General features: G+C 65.3%; 15 protein-coding genes and 1 riboswitch. Of the genes, 9 read left to right on the forward strand and 6 right to left on the reverse strand.

Features of this window, described 5'->3' with window-relative positions:
- Window positions 1-113 precede the first annotated feature (113 nt).
- The gene (locus ABB29_RS12620) at window positions 114-569 is read left to right on the forward strand and encodes an LEA/WHy family protein (protein WP_057659636.1); all 456 of its coding nucleotides are present in this window, start codon (window positions 114-116) and stop codon (window positions 567-569) included.
- A 206-nt stretch (window positions 570-775) separates the two neighbouring features.
- Window positions 776-2,710, forward strand: coding sequence for a choice-of-anchor X domain-containing protein (locus ABB29_RS12625; RefSeq protein ID WP_057659638.1), 1,935 nt, complete (start codon window positions 776-778; stop codon window positions 2,708-2,710).
- 534 nt (window positions 2,711-3,244) lie between these two features.
- Here the strand turns inward: ABB29_RS12625 and ABB29_RS12630 are convergent.
- Window positions 3,245-3,676 carry an acyl-CoA thioesterase gene (locus ABB29_RS12630; protein WP_057659639.1) on the reverse strand — a complete coding sequence of 144 codons (432 nt, stop codon included), beginning with the start codon at window positions 3,674-3,676 and terminating at the stop codon, window positions 3,245-3,247.
- 123 nt (window positions 3,677-3,799) lie between these two features.
- A riboswitch (cobalamin riboswitch) is annotated at window positions 3,800-4,035 on the forward strand.
- A gap of 209 nt (window positions 4,036-4,244) precedes the next feature.
- On the opposite strand from ABB29_RS12630, the gene metE reads away from it, so the two are divergent.
- Together metE and ABB29_RS12640 are read left to right on the forward strand one after the other, a co-directional pair.
- The gene (gene metE / locus ABB29_RS12635; protein ID WP_057659641.1) at window positions 4,245-6,569 is read left to right on the forward strand and encodes a 5-methyltetrahydropteroyltriglutamate--homocysteine S-methyltransferase; all 2,325 of its coding nucleotides are present in this window, start codon (window positions 4,245-4,247) and stop codon (window positions 6,567-6,569) included.
- 130 nt (window positions 6,570-6,699) lie between these two features.
- On the forward strand, window positions 6,700-7,164 hold the full coding sequence (locus ABB29_RS12640) for a PepSY domain-containing protein (protein ID WP_057659643.1): 465 nt from the start codon (window positions 6,700-6,702) through the stop codon (window positions 7,162-7,164).
- Between the two features lie 54 nt (window positions 7,165-7,218).
- Here the strand turns inward: ABB29_RS12640 and ABB29_RS12645 are convergent, their stop codons facing one another.
- The 5 genes from ABB29_RS12645 to ABB29_RS12665 form a co-directional block, all read right to left on the reverse strand.
- A complete protein-coding gene (locus tag ABB29_RS12645) occupies window positions 7,219-8,133 on the reverse strand; it encodes a D-hexose-6-phosphate mutarotase (RefSeq protein ID WP_057659646.1) in 915 nt (304 codons plus the stop codon).
- Window positions 8,130-9,359 (reverse strand): lytic murein transglycosylase, encoded by a 1,230-nt coding sequence (locus ABB29_RS12650; RefSeq protein ID WP_057659648.1) that lies wholly within the window; start codon window positions 9,357-9,359, stop codon window positions 8,130-8,132. The genes ABB29_RS12645 and ABB29_RS12650 overlap by 4 nt, the downstream gene beginning before the upstream one ends.
- 139 nt (window positions 9,360-9,498) lie before the next feature.
- Window positions 9,499-9,888: a YchJ family protein gene (locus ABB29_RS12655; RefSeq protein WP_057659650.1), complete on the reverse strand. Its 390-nt coding sequence runs from the start codon at window positions 9,886-9,888 to the stop codon at window positions 9,499-9,501.
- Window positions 9,888-10,499, reverse strand: coding sequence for a GTP cyclohydrolase I FolE (gene folE / locus ABB29_RS12660; RefSeq protein WP_057659652.1), 612 nt, complete (start codon window positions 10,497-10,499; stop codon window positions 9,888-9,890). Before folE ends, ABB29_RS12655 begins: the two co-directional genes overlap by 1 nt.
- 64 nt (window positions 10,500-10,563) lie before the next feature.
- Window positions 10,564-11,373: a MauE/DoxX family redox-associated membrane protein gene (locus tag ABB29_RS12665; RefSeq protein WP_057659729.1), complete on the reverse strand. Its 810-nt coding sequence runs from the start codon at window positions 11,371-11,373 to the stop codon at window positions 10,564-10,566.
- 75 nt (window positions 11,374-11,448) lie between these two features.
- Here ABB29_RS12665 and ABB29_RS12670 point away from each other — a divergent pair, with 75 nt between their 5' ends.
- The 5 genes from ABB29_RS12670 to ABB29_RS12690 all read left to right on the forward strand — a co-directional run bounded on the left by ABB29_RS12670 (window position 11,449) and on the right by ABB29_RS12690 (window position 16,216).
- Window positions 11,449-11,847 carry a MerR family transcriptional regulator gene (locus tag ABB29_RS12670; RefSeq protein WP_057659654.1) on the forward strand — a complete coding sequence of 133 codons (399 nt, stop codon included), beginning with the start codon at window positions 11,449-11,451 and terminating at the stop codon, window positions 11,845-11,847.
- 95 nt (window positions 11,848-11,942) lie between these two features.
- Window positions 11,943-12,788: a DUF3348 domain-containing protein gene (locus ABB29_RS12675; RefSeq protein WP_157062640.1), complete on the forward strand. Its 846-nt coding sequence runs from the start codon at window positions 11,943-11,945 to the stop codon at window positions 12,786-12,788.
- Complete coding sequence (locus tag ABB29_RS12680) at window positions 12,785-14,884, forward strand: DUF802 domain-containing protein (protein WP_057659656.1); 2,100 nt, start codon at window positions 12,785-12,787, stop codon at window positions 14,882-14,884. Before ABB29_RS12675 ends, ABB29_RS12680 begins: the two co-directional genes overlap by 4 nt.
- Window positions 14,881-15,555 (forward strand): OmpA family protein, encoded by a 675-nt coding sequence (locus ABB29_RS12685; RefSeq protein ID WP_057659659.1) that lies wholly within the window; start codon window positions 14,881-14,883, stop codon window positions 15,553-15,555. Before ABB29_RS12680 ends, ABB29_RS12685 begins: the two co-directional genes overlap by 4 nt.
- The gene (locus ABB29_RS12690) at window positions 15,545-16,216 is read left to right on the forward strand and encodes a DUF2894 domain-containing protein (protein WP_057659661.1); all 672 of its coding nucleotides are present in this window, start codon (window positions 15,545-15,547) and stop codon (window positions 16,214-16,216) included. Before ABB29_RS12685 ends, ABB29_RS12690 begins: the two co-directional genes overlap by 11 nt.
- The last annotated feature ends 16 nt before the right edge of the window (window positions 16,217-16,232 follow it).

Raw genomic sequence — 16,232 nt, forward strand, 5'->3', positions numbered from 1 at the left:
CCGTTTACGGGGGAGAGCCTGCCCCGTACTTGATACGGGGGCTGGGGTGGGGGCGGGCCAGCAGTACGAGCATGCGCTAAAGTGCCAACTGTTCGAACACAGGAGATTTCCGCATGCGTATCGCCATGATGCTGTTGCTGGCATTGTTGTTCAGCGGTTGCGCCAGCCTGTCCAATCGCGATCCGCTGAATGTCGATGTCGCCGGGGTCGAATCATTGCCTGGCGAAGGCATGGAAATGCGCTTCGCGGTCAAGCTGCGGGTGCAGAATCCCAATGACATTGCCATCGACTACGACGGCGCGGCCTTGCAGCTGGATCTCAACGGCCGCCAGGTCGCCACGGGCGTCAGCGACCAGACCGGCACGGTGCCGCGCTTTGGCGAGACCGTGGTGACAATTCCGGTCACCGTGTCGGGTCTGAACCTGTTCAAGCAATTCCTGGGCATGGCGCAGAAACCGCCGACCAGGCTGGACTACCGTGTCCGCGGAAAACTGTCAGGCGGCATGTTCGGCACCCGCCGTTTCAGTGGCGAAGGCAGCCTGGATCTGAGCGATCCGCAAGCCTTGTAACGACCGCTGCCGCTGCCGCGCTGCAGCGAGTTACTCACATTCGGGGTTTCTTTTCGTGACCGCTGCCCGGGTTCCACGCATTCGACTGCGCATCTGCTTTGCATTGCCACGGTCGCGCGTATAACCGGGACAACAGGGATCACCCGCCTGGCGAGATACCGATTGACGGCATCCGCGTTGCAGGCAGAAAGAAAAGGAGCAAGCTGATGATGCTGTGGTCACGACTGGGCATTGGTATTTCGTTGTCGCTGTTTGCCACCAGCAGCTGGGGGCAGGCGGCGCCGCTGCAGGCCAAGCAACTGGCGGGGCCGCCGCAGGAAATGGCCTCGATGCAAGCCGCCGATGCCAGTGCCGGCATGCAGTTTTCGCGCAGCGCATTGTTGCCGATTGAGTTTGATGCGGCTGGCAACTGGCAGGGTAGTCTTCCAGTCGAGAACGACCGGCTGCAATTCGTGCTGATCAGCCAGAAGGCATCGCGTGCGGCTTCGCTGGTTTCGCCGAGCGGGCAAACACTGGACTCCGCCACCCTGGCCGGCAATAGGCAGGCGGTGGCACTGGATGCCAGCATGCCCGGTGTCAGCGGCCAACGTTACCAGTTCAACCAGGCCGCGAGCGGCGATTGGCAGGTGCAGTTGCAAGGAGAGCCGGGCCAGCGCGGCTTTGTCCTGGTCGAAGGTGACGAAGCCATCGCCCTGGGCAGCTACCAGGCTCATCATGATCGTAAACTCGGCCAGTCGTTCGTGGTGCGCAGCCTGCTCGAAGACGCCAACAGTGACTACTCCAGCACGCGACTTGGCACGCGGATGGACCGCGCCATCCTGCGAGTGACCGACGAGGCTGGCACTGAAACCGAGTACCTCATGCATGACGACGGTCGCCACGACGACGGCGCCGCCAACGACGGCGTCTATGCCGCAGCGTTCCGTCCGGGCAGCGCTGGCGTGTACAGCGCCCAGGTCATTGCCCATGGGCGCGATGGCGAGGGCAATCCGTTGATTCGTACCACCGCGCATCTGATACCGGTGCTGGACTCGGCTCTTGCGCTGGCGAAAGGAACCGCCAGCATGCAGGCCACCAGCGACAACCGGCTGGCCCTGTCGCTGCCGCTGGCGGCGCGTGATCCCGGCAAGCACTATCGCGTGTTGGCGGAAGTGTGGGGTGCCAACGATGTGGCGGTTGCCTGGGTTGGCGGCATGGTCCTGCCGGAGGACGGGCGTCTCGACATCGGTTTCGATCCGCGCTGGATCAAGCGCAGTGGTGCACGTGCACCATTTGAACTACGCAATCTGCGGATCGAGGACCCCGACCATTTCGTGACCCTTGCGAGTGCCACGCGACTGCCGTTGACGATCAGCAAATCGGTCGCGCGCAGCACCGCAAGCCTCAAGCATGTGCAAAGCGGCGAGCTGGATGAGGCAATGTTGTATGGACCGCGACCGACCCAGCTACAACGACTCCAGAGCGATGTCGGCATCAATGCCACCGGCAGGGGTTTGATGCTGGTTCACGGCTACTGCTCCAGCGCGGTCTGGCCGACCGGCGATTTCACCGGCGAGATCGTGTTCAAGGATCATCAGAAGAATCGCAGCCACGACGCCTTTGCCCGTTTGATCCGCAGCCAGGGCGACGCGGCCCGCAATTCCTATGGCATCGTCGCCCATAGCCAGGGCGGTGCTGCTGCCTTGCATCTGGCCGCTTACTACTGGAGTGGCCTGGATCGTGCTTCCGGTGGCCGCTTGATCCAATCGGTCGGGACCCCTTACCAGGGCACGCCATTGGCTGGCAATCTGGCCGCCATCGGCAATGTGTTCGGGGTTGGCTGCGGAAAGAACACCAACCTGACCACCAGCGGTGCCGCCAGCTGGTTGGCTGGGATCAGCAATAGTCAGCGGGCCAAGGTTAATTACTACACCACCTCCGAAGCCGACAGAAGTATCTTCAACGACTACTGCCACTTGGCGACCGATGCGCTGTTGTCGAACCCGGAAGACGGCACCACCGAGAAATCACGCGGCCAGTTGCCCGGTGCGGTCAATCGAGGTCACAAGACCGGTTGGTGCCATACCACCGGCATGCGCGATACCGCGCAGTACCGCGACAGCAGTCGCAACGCGACGATGGACAGCAACGCCGCGCGCTGAGCGTGGCGCCACGTGGAGCGCAGCTTGCAGCGCTTCTGCCATGGCGCAAACAGCCGGGACGTGGCTATTGGCTGGGACAGCGGAGCAAGCTCCGCTCTACGGAAGATGTGGGCGCGACATCGTAGAGCGCAGCTTGCTGCGCTTCCGCCATGGCGCACGCGGCTGGGATGTGGCTATTGCCTGGGACAGCGGAGCAAGCTCCGCTCTACGAAAGATGTGGGCGCTACGTCGTAGAGCGCAGCTTGCTGCGCTTCCGCCATGGCGCACGCGGCTGGGAGGTGGCTATTGGCTGGGAAAGCGGAGCAAGCTCCGCTCTACGAAAGATGTGGGCGCAACCTCGTAGAGCGCAGCTTGCTGCGCTTCAGCCATGGTGCGCACAGCCCGGATGTGGCTATTGCCCTGGGGTAGCGGAGCAAGCTCCGCTCTACGGAGGACGTGGGCGCTACGTCGTAGAGCGCAGCTTGCTGCGCTTCCGCCATGGCGCGCACTGCCGGGATGTGGCTATTGTCTTGGGACAGCGGAGCCAGCTCCGCTCTACGCTGGGGGATGATCGCTCGGCAACGGCGGTGCCGCGGTCGGTTGCCCCAGCGGGTCCAGGGCAATCATCACGAAGTGGCCGCGGGTGCACAGCTTGCGTTCGCCGTTGAGCAGATCTTCGGTGATCACTTCCACGTCCACATGCATCGAACTGCGCCCGACCTTGACGATGCGGGCGACGATTTCGACCAGATCGCCCTTGTGGATCGGCTGGTTGAAGTCGACCTGTTCCGAGCGCGCGGTGACCACGGTGCTGCGCGCATAGCGCGAGGCCACGATGAAGGCGGCCATGTCCATCCATGCCAGAGCCTGGCCGCCGAACAGCGTGCCAAGGTGGTTGGTGTGATCGGGAAACACCATGTGCAGCAGCCGGACTTCGGTCAGGCGTGCCTGCGGCATGGCTTCGGGATGGGTGCTGGCTTCTGACATGGTCGACTCCTGGCAGTGGGGTGCCCTCCAGCGGCTAGTGAAACAGAAAAGCGCGGTTGCGTGCGTGCCGACCGCGACGGCTTGTCGAGCGTCACCGCTACTTGACGTTACCGGGGCCGGCGGGTAACTTGCGCATGCCGAAGGTTTCCATCTCTTCATGCAGATGAAGAGATGGGATTAAAAGGGAAGCCGGTGCGGACCATATGGTCCTATTCCGGCGCTGCCCCGCAGCGGTAATTGGAAACGACATCGCCACATGCACTGGTCCAGTGACCGGGAAGCGGCGACGTAGGCCACATGCACGCAGCATCCGCATGCCGTCCATAAGCCCGAAGACCTGCCCCGGCCGGGGGACCTGTACGTCCACCGTCGACCTGGAACTCCCGCGGGGGAGTGGCTGGAACCTGCCGATCATGCTGGCGCGTGGTCGTGCGCGTGACTGCCCCGACGCCGCGGTGTCCGGTTCGCCCGCGGGGGCGAAGGTCACTGCGGCATGGCGGGCTCTCGACAGCAGGCGCGCGTGTGCACGGCCCTTCGTTCCTCATCCGACACGCATGAGGATACGAGCATGACAATCAGCAACACCCGCAATGGCACCGTCGTCACCACCCTGGGATTTCCGCGCATCGGTGCACGCCGCGAACTGAAGCGCGCGCTGGAAGCCTATTGGCGCGACCAGCGCGATCCGGCCGCACTGCTGGCCAGCGCCAGGCAGCTGCGCCATCGGCACTGGCAGCTGCAACGCGACGCCGGCGCCAGCGTGGTACCCAGCAATGACTTCAGCCTGTATGACCACGTGCTGGACACCGCCTGCCTGTTCGATGCGATACCGCCGCGTTACCAGGCGCTGATGCAACAGGATCCGTTGGCAGGCTACTTCGCGATGGCGCGTGGCCACCAGCAGGACGGCGTCGACCTGCCTGCGCTGGAAATGACCAAGTGGTTCGATACCAACTACCACTATCTCGTGCCGGAGTTGACCGCGGACCAGACATTCCAGCTGCGGGGTGACAAGCCGGTCGCGGAGTTCCTTGAAGCCAAGGCGTTGGGGTTCCACTCGCGCCCGGTGTTACTGGGGCCGGTCAGCCTGCTCAAGTTGTCCAAGACCACCGATGGCAGCAATGCGCTGGACCTGCTGCCCCGGTTGTTGCCCGCCTATGCGCAACTTCTGCAGCAGTTGCAGCAGGCCGGTGCCGACTGGGTGCAACTGGATGAGCCCTGTCTGGTGCTGGACCTTGACGCGGCGAGCGCGGCTGCCTATCGCCTGGCCTATGCGCAGCTGGCCGCAGCGCCGCAGACAGCGCGGCCCCGGCTGTTGCTGGCCACGTATTTCGGCAAGCTCGACGACAACCTGCCATTGGCACTGTCGCTGCCGGTCGAGGGTATCCACCTCGATCTGGTACGTGGTCTGGAGCAGCTGGATGAAGCGCTGGCGCAATGGCCAGCAGGTCGCGTGCTGTCGGCGGGACTGATTGACGGCCGCAACGTCTGGCGCAGCCAGCTCGACCATGCGGTCACCGTGGCCCGCTATGCACGCGGCCATCTGCAACCGGCGCAGCTGTGGCTGGCGCCTTCCTGTTCGCTGTTGCACCTGCCGATCGATCTGGACCTGGAGCCGTCGTTGCCGGTGGACGTCCATTCCTGGCTGTCGTTCGCAAAGCAGAAGATCGAGGAACTGGCTGTCGTCGCGCAAGCCCTGGATCATCCTGCCGAGGCGGCAACGGCGCTGGCCGCTGCGCGTGACCGGATCGCATCACGCCGGCAATCGGCGCGGGTGCATCGTGCTGACGTGGCCCAACGGATGGCCGCATTGGACGCGGATGCCAGCCGTCGCGGTCTGCCCTATCCGCAACGCAAGCCACTGCAGCAGCAGCGCCTGCAGTTGCCGTTGTATCCCACCACCACCATCGGCTCGTTCCCGCAGACCCGCGACCTGCGGCAGGCCCGCGCCGCATACAGGGCAGGCAGGCTGGATGAGGCCGGTTACGAGGCCGTGCTGCTGGCGCTGACCGAATCCTGCGTGCGCCTGCAGGAGCAGATAGGCCTGGACGTACTGGTGCATGGGGAGTTCGAACGCAACGATATGGTCGAGTACTTCGGCGAGCAGCTGGACGGCTTCGCCTTCACCCGACTGGGTTGGGTACAAAGCTACGGATCGCGCTGCGTCAAACCGCCGATCATCTATGGTGACGTCGCACGCCCGGCGCCGATGACGGTACGCTGGGCGCGGCATGCGCAGTCGCTGACCGCAAAGCCGATGAAAGGAATGCTGACCGGGCCGCTGACGATGTTGCAGTGGTCGTTCGTGCGTGACGACCAGTCGCGCGCGGATACCTGCCGGCAGATTGCGTTGGCGCTGCGCGATGAGGTGCTGGATCTGGAACGCGCCGGCATTGAAATCATCCAGATTGACGAACCGGCGCTGCGCGAAGGGCTGCCGCTGCGACGCGTCGACTGGCAGGCCTATCTGGACTGGGCGGTGGACTGCTTCCGCATCAGTGCCGGCGGCGTCGCCGACAGCACCCAGATCCACACCCACATGTGCTATTCCGAGTTCAACGACATCATGCCCGCGGTGGCGGCGCTGGATGCCGACGTCATCTCGATCGAGACTTCGCGCTCGCGGATGGAGCTGCTTGATGCTTTCGTGCGTGACCGCTATCCCAACCAGATCGGCCCCGGGGTGTACGACATCCACTCGCCGCGCGTGCCGGAGGCCGGAGAAATGGCCGGCTTGTTGCGCAAAGCACGCCAGGTGCTGGGCGATGACCAGTTGTGGGTCAACCCCGACTGCGGTCTGAAAACCCGCGACTGGCCACAGGCCGAAGCGGCGCTACGCGCGCTGGTTCAAGCGGCACGAACGTTACGGGAGGAAGCACGCGCGGCGGCATGACGGCTGGCATTCACCGGCATCACGGCCAGGTGACGATGGTGAACCGGATGTGTGCGGCGGCGCTGGTCGTTCACCGCGCGCTGATCCGGCCATCGTCACCATGGCCACACATCCATCACCGGAGTCTCCCATGCATCGCATCTCCCTCAATCCCAGGTCAGGTCCGTTGCTGCTGGCAAGCGCATTGTCGCTGTCCCTGCTGGCGGCATCGTCATTCGCGCAGACAGCGGCCCCTGCCGACGCAATGAAGGAGCCGCAGGTGCGGCAGCTGCTGCAGGAAAAAGGCTATACCCGGATCGACGATCTGGATTTTGAAGACGGCATGTGGGAAACCGACGCCACCAGCGCCAACGGCAACCGGGTTGACCTGCATGTCAATCCGGCCGACGGCAGCATCACCGCTGATGATCTGGTTTCCAACCTGAGCGAGAACGACATCAAGGCCAGGCTGGCCACTGCTGGCTACTCAAAGGTCCATGATGTCGATTTCGACGACGGCATGTGGAAGGCCGAGGCCGAACGCGCCGATGGCAACGATGTCGAGATCCATCTGGACGCCAACAGCGGCGAGATCATCCATGTCGAGAACGATTGATCGGTGCCAGATCTGGTGATCGCCGGCAGGTCGCGACACCACGACCTGCCGCTTTCACAAGCGGGCAAGCGATACCGTCTGCTGCAGGACATGCTGCTGGCCAGGCGCCAGTGCCACCACGTCTTCGCCGGCGTTGGCCACTTCCACGCAGACGAAATCCCGCCACGACTCACCGGGCACGTCGACCATGGCCTGGGCCGCGTCGCGGCCCGGATTCCAGATCACCAGCGACTGGCTGCCCTCGCTGCGGATATCGACACGTCGACGCGCAACGGCATCGATCAGCTCGAAATGACTGCCGCTGGTCCGGTAGATGCGATCACTGCGTCCGGGATCACGCGGATCGTCCAGTTGCCAGGCACCGTGTTGCTGGTGGACCGCCTTGTCGTAATTGTCGGCGTAATCCAGATCTTCAACGCCCTGGATGCGCACGGTTTCGACGTCGGCGACACGGAAATAGCTGTGCAGCGCCTGGGTCAGCGCGAGCTCGGGCCGCTGGTCGTCACGGACGCCATCGCCGCCGGACGCAACCGCGCTGCTGCGGCTTTCATGGCTGGTGATCAGGCGCTGCCGCAGATGTCGGCCTACATGGATCTGCTGCTGCAAGCGCAGCGGCGTGCGGTGATCGGCGGGCAGTTCGATCTGCAGCATCACGCTGCCATCGGCGTCCTTGCTGATGCGGCTGAGCTGCCAGCGTTCGACCCGCGCATGACCGTGCTGCGGCGCATCCGCTGACTGGCCCTGGCGGGCGAAATATGGCCAGCAGATCGGTACGCCGCCGCGAATCGGCCTGGGTGCGCGCAGCGGCTGCGGCGACATCCACAAGACCTCTTCCTCGTCAGTCGGGTGCCACGACAGCAACTGGCCGCCAAACTGGCTGATGGCGGCAAATGCGTGCGCGGTCTGCACCTGCCAGACTGGAATGCCGGCGAACTCGGAGAATGAAATACCGCTGGGCAACTCGCTCATGGATTCGACTCGGGCTGGATGCTTGGCGTGCTGGTTGATGCCGGCGCTGATTGCAGTGCCTGCAATATGCTGAGTCCGGCGCGACCGTCGGCAGGCGTGATGCCAAGCCGTTGTTGTTCCTGCTGGATCGCACGGCGGGTGTTGCTGCCGACCATGCCATCGACTTCGCCGATGTCGTAGCCGCGTTCCAGCAACAGGGTCTGCAGCTGCCGCCGCTGTGCCCGCGACAGGCCGGGGTCATCGGTTGGCCAGGCGCTGATGATGCCGGGCTTGCCGCGCAACCGATCCGACAGCAGCGCGATCGCCAGTGCATAGCTCTCGGCGGCATTGTAGGAATAGATCGCGTCGTAATTGCGGGTCACCAGGAATGCCGGCCCCTGTACGCCGGTCGGCACCAGGATGGCGGCGTTGCCGTTGCCGGACAGGGCGCTGCCGTCGATGCCAGTAACGCCTTGCGCCGCCCACGCCGATATCGGTTTACGCGCCTTGCGCCCGGCCGCGGCGGCATTGAAACCCGCCGGCAACCTGACCTCGTAACCCCAGCTCTCACCGCTGCGCCAGCCGGCGCGCTTCAGGTAATTGGCGGTTGATGCCAGCGCGTCGGGAATGCTGGCAACCAGATCACGACGACCATCGCCATCCCCATCGACCGCGATGCGGGCATAGGTGGACGGCATGAACTGAGTGTGGCCGAAGGCGCCGGCCCAGGATCCGGTCAGGCCTTCGGCCTGGATATCGCCAGCCTGCAGCAGCTTGAGCGTGGCGATGAACTCGCCGCGGAAGAAATCCTGCCGGCGTCCGTTGCAGGACAGCGTCGACAGCGACACCAGCAACGGGCGCTTGCCGAAGATGCGGCCGTAGTTGCTTTCCACGCCCCAGACCGCGACCACGGTTGCGGCATCCACGCCGTAATCGCGCTCGACCTGATCCAGTACGTCGCGGTACTGCGCCAGCATCGCCTGGCCATCGGCCACGCGTTCGTCATCGACCAGAGCGGCCAGATAATCCCATAGCGGGGTGCTGAATTCCGGTTGCTTGTCCAGCAACTCCAGCACGCTCATGTCCGGCTGCAGATCGGCGGTGAAGCGGTTGAATGATTCGGCATTCACGCCCTGGGCGGCGGCCTGTGTCTGCAGCCGTGACAGGCACTGATCGAATGCCGGGTCGGCATGCGCGCCGGCCATGGCGGCCAGCGCCAGCAGCGGTGTCATCGAACGAAGCATCATGTCGTCTTCCATTGCGACCGGGGGGAGACGCTACTTTGCCGGGTTCGCCCGTTCAAGGCGAGTGAGCATCGGCAATGGGTCAGGCGGCGCTCAGTCGGGTGAGGTGGCTTGCATCAGCGCCAAACGAATGCACGTGGCATCAATAATGCTCGCCGTCGAGATAGAACCAGCGGCCATCGCGGCGCACGAAGTGGCTGAGTTCGTGTATGCGCACGGCGCGGCCGCCACCGATCCGGTAACGGGCGATGAATTCGACATCGGCACGGTCATCGCCGGTGACACGATGCTGCCTGATGGACAGGCCCAGCCAGGTGGTAGCGGGTGTGCTTGCGTCGAGATCGGCCGGGCAGGTGCCCGGATCCCAGGTCGCGCGCAGATAGTCGGTGTCAGCCAATACGTAGGCGCTGTAACGCGAACGCATCAGCTGTTCGGCATCGGCGGCGGCGCTGCCTGTGTGGCAAGGCCCGCAGCAATCGGCGTAGTGGCGACCACTGCCACACGGGCATGCCTTCGCTACCGCCACCGCCATCAGCGGCGGCTGCCGCCGGCTTCGATGAAGCGCAGGAACTCTGTGCGGGTACGCGCGTCCTCGCGGAACTCGCCCAGCATCTTCGAAGTCACCATGCTGACGCCACGCTTGTGCACGCCACGGGTGGTCATGCATTCGTGCGCACCCTCGACTACCACCGCGACGCCACGCGGCTGAAGCACGTCCTGGATGCACTGGGCGATCTGCGCGGTCATTTTTTCCTGCACCTGGAAGCGACGCGCATAGGCATCGACCACCCGCGCCAGCTTGCTGATGCCGACCACCTTGCCATCGGGCAGGTAGCCGACGTGGACCTTGCCGATGATCGGCGCCATGTGATGCTCGCAATGGCTTTCATATTCGATGTCGCGCAGCACGATCATCTCGTCGTAGCCGGCGACTTCCTCGAACGTGCGCTGCAGGTACTCGCGCGGATCGATCTGGTAGCCGCTGAACCAGTCGCGATACGCCTTGGCCACGCGCTTGGGGGTGTCCTGCAGGCCTTCGCGGGCGACATCCTCGCCGGCCCAGCGCAGCAGCACGCGCACGGCGTCTTCGGCCTGCTGCTGGGTGACGGCGGGGTCGACGGGAGATTTGCTGGAATCGGTCATGGGGGTGGGGCTTCCTTGACGGGTCGTTGATCGTAACCGATCACGCCTGCGCCACCGCCGGCCTTCAGTGCATGGCGTGGCCGAGTCCGGGCAGCAGGCCGCTGCCGGCCAGCCACATCCACACCGCCATCGCGATCATCATCAGGTTCTCGACCAGCGAGACGAAGCCCAACGGGACTTTGCTCGCGCCACCGACGCAGGCGCATTTGAGCTCGCGGCGGTCGATGTAGACCGCCTTGAACACCGATACCGCCCCGACCGTGCCGATGAACAACGCCAGCGGGATCGACAGCCAGTTGCCAACGCCGGCAATCATCAGGATGCCAGCGCTGCCTTCGGCAAGCGGGTACAGGTATGAATACGGCACCCAGCGCCGGGCCAGCAGATCGTAGTTGAGGAACATCGTCGCGAAGCGCTCGACATCCTGCAGCTTCAGCAGCGCCAGCACCGTCATGCTGAAACCGACAAACCAACCCAGCGCCTGCCATGTCCAGGGCGAACCGAAGGCGGCGTGGCTGGCCGCCAGCGCCATCAACGCGGCCATCGCGAACAGTGCGGCCACGGGGCGGTAGCTGCTGGCGTCGGGGTCGGCGACCGCTTTGCCGAGATGGCGGCGCAGATCGTCATGCCCGCCGATCCGGCGTCCGTCGATGAACACCTGTGGTGTGGTCGCAACGGCGTGCTCGCGCTTGAATGCGTCGGTGGCTTCGCGGGAGGTCAGCCAGCGATCGTCAACCACGAAGCCCTGGCTGCGCAGCAGATGCAGCGCTTTCAGTCCGTACGGGCAAACGTGTTTGTCCATGACCATGCGATAGAGGACCGCGGTCCGGGTCGGGCTGTCAGTGCTGCTGGCGGGTGCGGATCTGTGATTCATGTCGGTGCTCGCCTTGGCGGCTTGTGGCCGCAGGAAAGTCACAATAAGCTCCGTACCCCGGTACGGAGTCAAGCCATGGACCTCTCGATTGCCCGATTTGCCGAAGCCGGTGGCGTCGGCGTCGAAACCGTGCGTTTCTACCAGCGCAAAGGCTTGCTGCCCGTGCCGGCCAGAGCCGGCGGCATTCGTCGCTACGGCGAGTCGGACGTGCGCCAGCTGCGTTTCATCCGCATGGCCCAGCGGGCTGGCTTCAGCCTCGGCGAAATCGGCGAGCTGATTGCCCTGGACAGCGGCCAGGACCGGCGCCGGGTCCGTGAACTGGCGCAGGCGCGGCTGCTCAAGCTGGAGCAGCAGATCGCGGAGCTGCAGCAGGCCCGCGACAGCCTGCGCCAGCTGGCCGGGCAATGCGCCGATGGTGCGCCCGGGCCGTGCCCGATCCTGGCCGCGTTCGACGCCGGCGCGGCTTCGATGTGAGCCGGGGCATGCCTCCACGCTGCAACTGAACCTGCCTTGCCGTGCGAATTCCGACCGCCGGCTGGCAGCGCCCACTGATGTAAAATTGCCGCCCTTTGAGCGGTAGCGTGGCAAACGTGCAACAGCGGACACCGGTCGCCGGGCCGGCGTTCATTCGACAATTGGCTCAGCTGCTGCAGCTGGACGTACCCGGCTGCGCGCAGCCTTTGTCCGAGCGCCTGAGCCAGTGGTTTGACTGGAATCGGGCGGTAGCGCTGTCGCGCGCGCTGGACAATCCGGCCGTGGCCGCCGAGCCGGCGGCGACTACCAGTGGCTCGCCGGCCGATGAGTACCGCCGCCTGCGCGAAGGACTGGAGCGCTCGATCGCGCGCCTGGACGACCCCGCCAGCATTGTCATGCCACCTCCACGCAACCGCAGCGACGCGTCCGGCGGGAGAGCGGATTTCGAGCCCTTCCGCCAGCATTACCTGGGCCTGCAGCGCTCGATGCTGGCCGCCAGCGGTCGCCTGCGCGGCAGCCTGCGCGACCTGCTGGCCACCCGTGGCGCCGACAATGCCCGCCTGGCCGAACTGGACGCGGTCATGGAAATGACCATCAGCCCGCGTGAACAGACGTTGCTGGCCAGCGTGCCGATGCTGCTGGGCCAGCATTTCGCGCGCCTGCGGCAAGCCCATGTCGCGGCGTCGGTCAGCGACGCCGGCGAGCTGGCGGGCGTGGTGGCTGCGGTCGAGGCCGGCAGCGTGGCAAGCGACGGCGCGGAACCGCTGGCGCCCACCGCTCCGGTCACCGCTGACAGCGGGGCTGGTGCCGATGACGAGGTCTGGCTGGCCAGCTTCCGACGCCACATGCAGGACGTATTACGCGCCGAACTGGACGTTCGTTTCCAACCCATCGAAGGCCTGCTCGCAGCACTTCGTCATTCGCAGGCAATGCCGTCATGAACAAGAATCCCCTGATCCCCGCCCTGTTTTTCATCGGCCTGGTGCCGGCCTGCTGGATTGGTGCCGGTTACCTCGGCAACCACCCGCTGGGCGTACTGGTGGCCCTGCTGATCCTGGCCTGCTACCTGACCGGCGGCATCGAGCTGCATCGTTACCGCCAGGCCAGCGCGACCCTGGCGGTGGCGTTGGCCCAGCCGTATGCGGACGCCAGCCCGTTGGCATCTTGGCTGCAACCGCTGCATCCGGGCATCCGCAATGCGGTGCGGATGCGCATCGAGAACGAGCGCAGCGCGCTGCCGGCGCCGGCATTGACGCCGTATCTGGTCGGTCTGCTGGTGTTGCTGGGCATGCTCGGCACCCTGCTCGGCATGATGGCGACCCTGCGCGGCACCGGCCTGGCACTGGAAACGGCCACCGATCTGGAAGCCATCCGCGGTTCGCTGGCGGCGCCGGTGCAGGGGCTGGGCTTCACCTTCGGGACGTCGATCGCCGGTGTCGCCAGTTCGGCGATGCTCGGTCTGGTCTCGGCACTGTGCCGGCGCGAGCGGTTGCAGCTGGTGCAGCAGTTGGATACGGCGATTGCCGGACCGTTGCGGGCGCATTCGCTGTCGCACCAGCGCGAGCAGGCGTTTGAACTGCAGCAGCAACAGGCGGCCTTGCTGCCAGCACTGGTCGAACGGCTGGAAGCCATTGCCACCGGCATCGCCCGCCAGGGCGCGGACAACGGCGAGCAACTGGCCGCGCGCCAGCAGGAATTCCATCAGCGCACCGAGGCCGCGTACGTGAAGCTGGCCGAGGTCCTGCAGCAATCGTTGCAGGCCGGCGTCGAAAAAAGCGCGCGTGCGGTCGGCGATATCGTGCAGCCTGCAGTGCAGCAGACCCTGGATGGACTGGCCCGCGAAACCACCGCCATCCATGCCAGCGTCGGCGCAGCCGTGCAGCAGCAACTGGATGCCCTGTCGAACGGCTTCAGCCAGGCCAGCGAGGTCGCCGCCAGCAGCTGGCAAGCCGCATTGGCAGAGCAGCAGCGCAATCACCAGGCGCTGGCCGGTGAACTGCAACAGACCCTGCAGCAGTTCAGCACGGGCTTCAGCCAGCAATCGACCGAACTGCTGGCGGCGGTGTCGCAGCAGCTGGACAGCGGCGCACGCCAACTGGCCGAAGCTGGCGACACGTTGCTGGCGCAGCAGCGCCACGCCCATGCCGAACTGGCCGACGCGCATGCGCAGGCCCAGCAGGCGTCGGCGGCACGCTTCGGCGAATACGCGGCCAGCCTGGTCGAGGCCGTCGAACAGTCGCAGCTGCAGCTGCAGCAGGCACTGGCGGCGCAGGATGGACAACGGCTGGCAGCATGGTCGGATCAGCTGGCATCGACCAGCGCCACCCTGCGCGAAGACTGGCAGCAGGCCGGCAACCAGACCGCGCAACTGCAGCAGCAGATCTGCGATGCGCTGGCCAGCACCGCGCGCGACATCACCGCGCAGGCACAGCGCCATGCCAGCCAGACCATCGCCGAAATCTCGCAGCTGGTGCAAAGCGCTTCGGAAGCCCCGCGCGCGGCCGCCGAAGTGATCGCCGAGCTGCGCCAGCAGCTGTCGGACAGCATGGTCCGCGACACCGGCATGCTGGAAGAACGCAACCAGTTGATGGACACGCTGCAGACGTTGATGGGCGCGATCAACCACGCCTCGAGCGAACAGCGCACAGCCATCGATGCGCTGGTCGCCACTTCCGCGGATCTGCTGGAACGGGTCGGCAATCGATTCAGTGATCACATCGAAGGCGAGACCGGCAAGCTCGGCGAGATCGCCGCCCAGGTCGCGGTCGGCGCCAGCGAAGTCGCCAGCCTTGGCGAATCACTGGGCGCGTCGGTGCAGCTGTTCGGCCACAGCAACGAGCAGTTGTTGGCGCGCCTGCAGAGCATTGAAACCGCACTCGACAAATCGATGGCACGCAGTGACGAACAACTGGCCTATTACGTGGCCCAGGCGCGCGAAGTCATTGACCTCAACCTGCTGTCACAGCGCCAGATCATGGCCGATCTGCAGCAACTGGCAGGCCGCGATCCAGCGGCCGCCGACGCAGAAGCAGCATGAGTCTGGAGCACGAACTCGATGGCGCACTGGAACAGGACGGCGATGCCGGACTGGGCGCGCCGATCTGGGCCAGCTTCGCCGATCTGATGGCGGTATTGCTGGGTGCATTCGTGCTGATCCTGGTCGGCGTGATCGCGGTGCAGGCACAGCTCAGTAAACGCCTGGATCAGGAAATCCACCAGCGCAAGCTCGAACAACAACAACGAGAGTCGCTGCAACAGGCGCTGGCGGTGCCGCTGGCACAGGGCCGGGTGACCCTGGTCGATGGCCGCATCGGCATCAATGGCAGTGTGTTGTTCGCGCTCAACTCCGACCAGTTGCAGGACGAGGGCCGCGAGGTGATCAAAAGCCTGGCCGCGCCGTTGGCCGGCTACCTGCGATCGCGCCGGGAAATCCTGATGGTCAGCGGCTTCACCGACGACCGCCAGATTCGCCAGGGCAACCTGCAGTTCGATGACAACTGGGAACTGTCGGCACAACGCGCACTGACCGTTACCCGCACCCTGATTGCCGAAGGCGTGCCGGCTGACTCGGTGTTCGCCGCCGCGTTCGGTGCCCAGCAACCGGTCAGCTCCAACGCCGACGAAGCCGGCCGTGCCCGCAATCGCCGGGTCGAGATCGCGCCGATGCCACGGCCATCGAAATCCGTCGCCAGCGATGATGGACGGTAAACCGCGCGACAACGCGATGGAGTTGCGCAACACGCTGCAAGGCTGGTGCGTGCAGGGTGCCGGGCGCATGGACCCTGTGCGCTTCGGCCTGATCCAGGCGCTGGCCGGACGCATCGATCAACACCGCGGGCGGGCACGGCAACTGCTGCTGCAACGGCTGAGCGGTTTGATCGACACCTATGCCGCTGATCTGAAAGCCTGGCCGCGGAGCGATGCCACGACATCCGCAGCGATCACGGCGCTGCCCAGTCCGTTGCGCGAACTGCTCGACGAGCTGGCAGTCGCCGGCTCAGGGTCGTCAACGATGGCCGACGGGCAAGCTGCGTCGCCAGCGATCGCAGGTGAAGATCTGCCAGCCTTGCAGCAGGCGCGCCAGCAATGGACCCGGCTGCGCACCGACAGCCAGCTGCGCGCATCGCTGCAACCGCTGCCGAGCAACGCCGGACCGCTGAACTCGGCGGTGCTGGTCCATCGCGCGCTGAGCCTGATGCGCGATGTCTCGCCGGCCTACCTGCAGCACTTCATCCTGTATGCGGACACGCTGTCATCGCTGCAGCGCCTGCGTGATGAGTATCCAGCACTGGCCAGCGGCGCCCCGGCGGCGAGCGGCAAGATGACGGCCAGGCCGGCACGCAAGCGCAGTCGTAAACGCACCGGCTGAGTCGCAGCGGGCGGAA

Origin of the sequence: Pseudoxanthomonas dokdonensis (assembly GCF_001431405.1) — a bacterium.
GTDB classification, from domain to species: domain Bacteria; phylum Pseudomonadota; class Gammaproteobacteria; order Xanthomonadales; family Xanthomonadaceae; genus Pseudoxanthomonas_A; species Pseudoxanthomonas_A dokdonensis.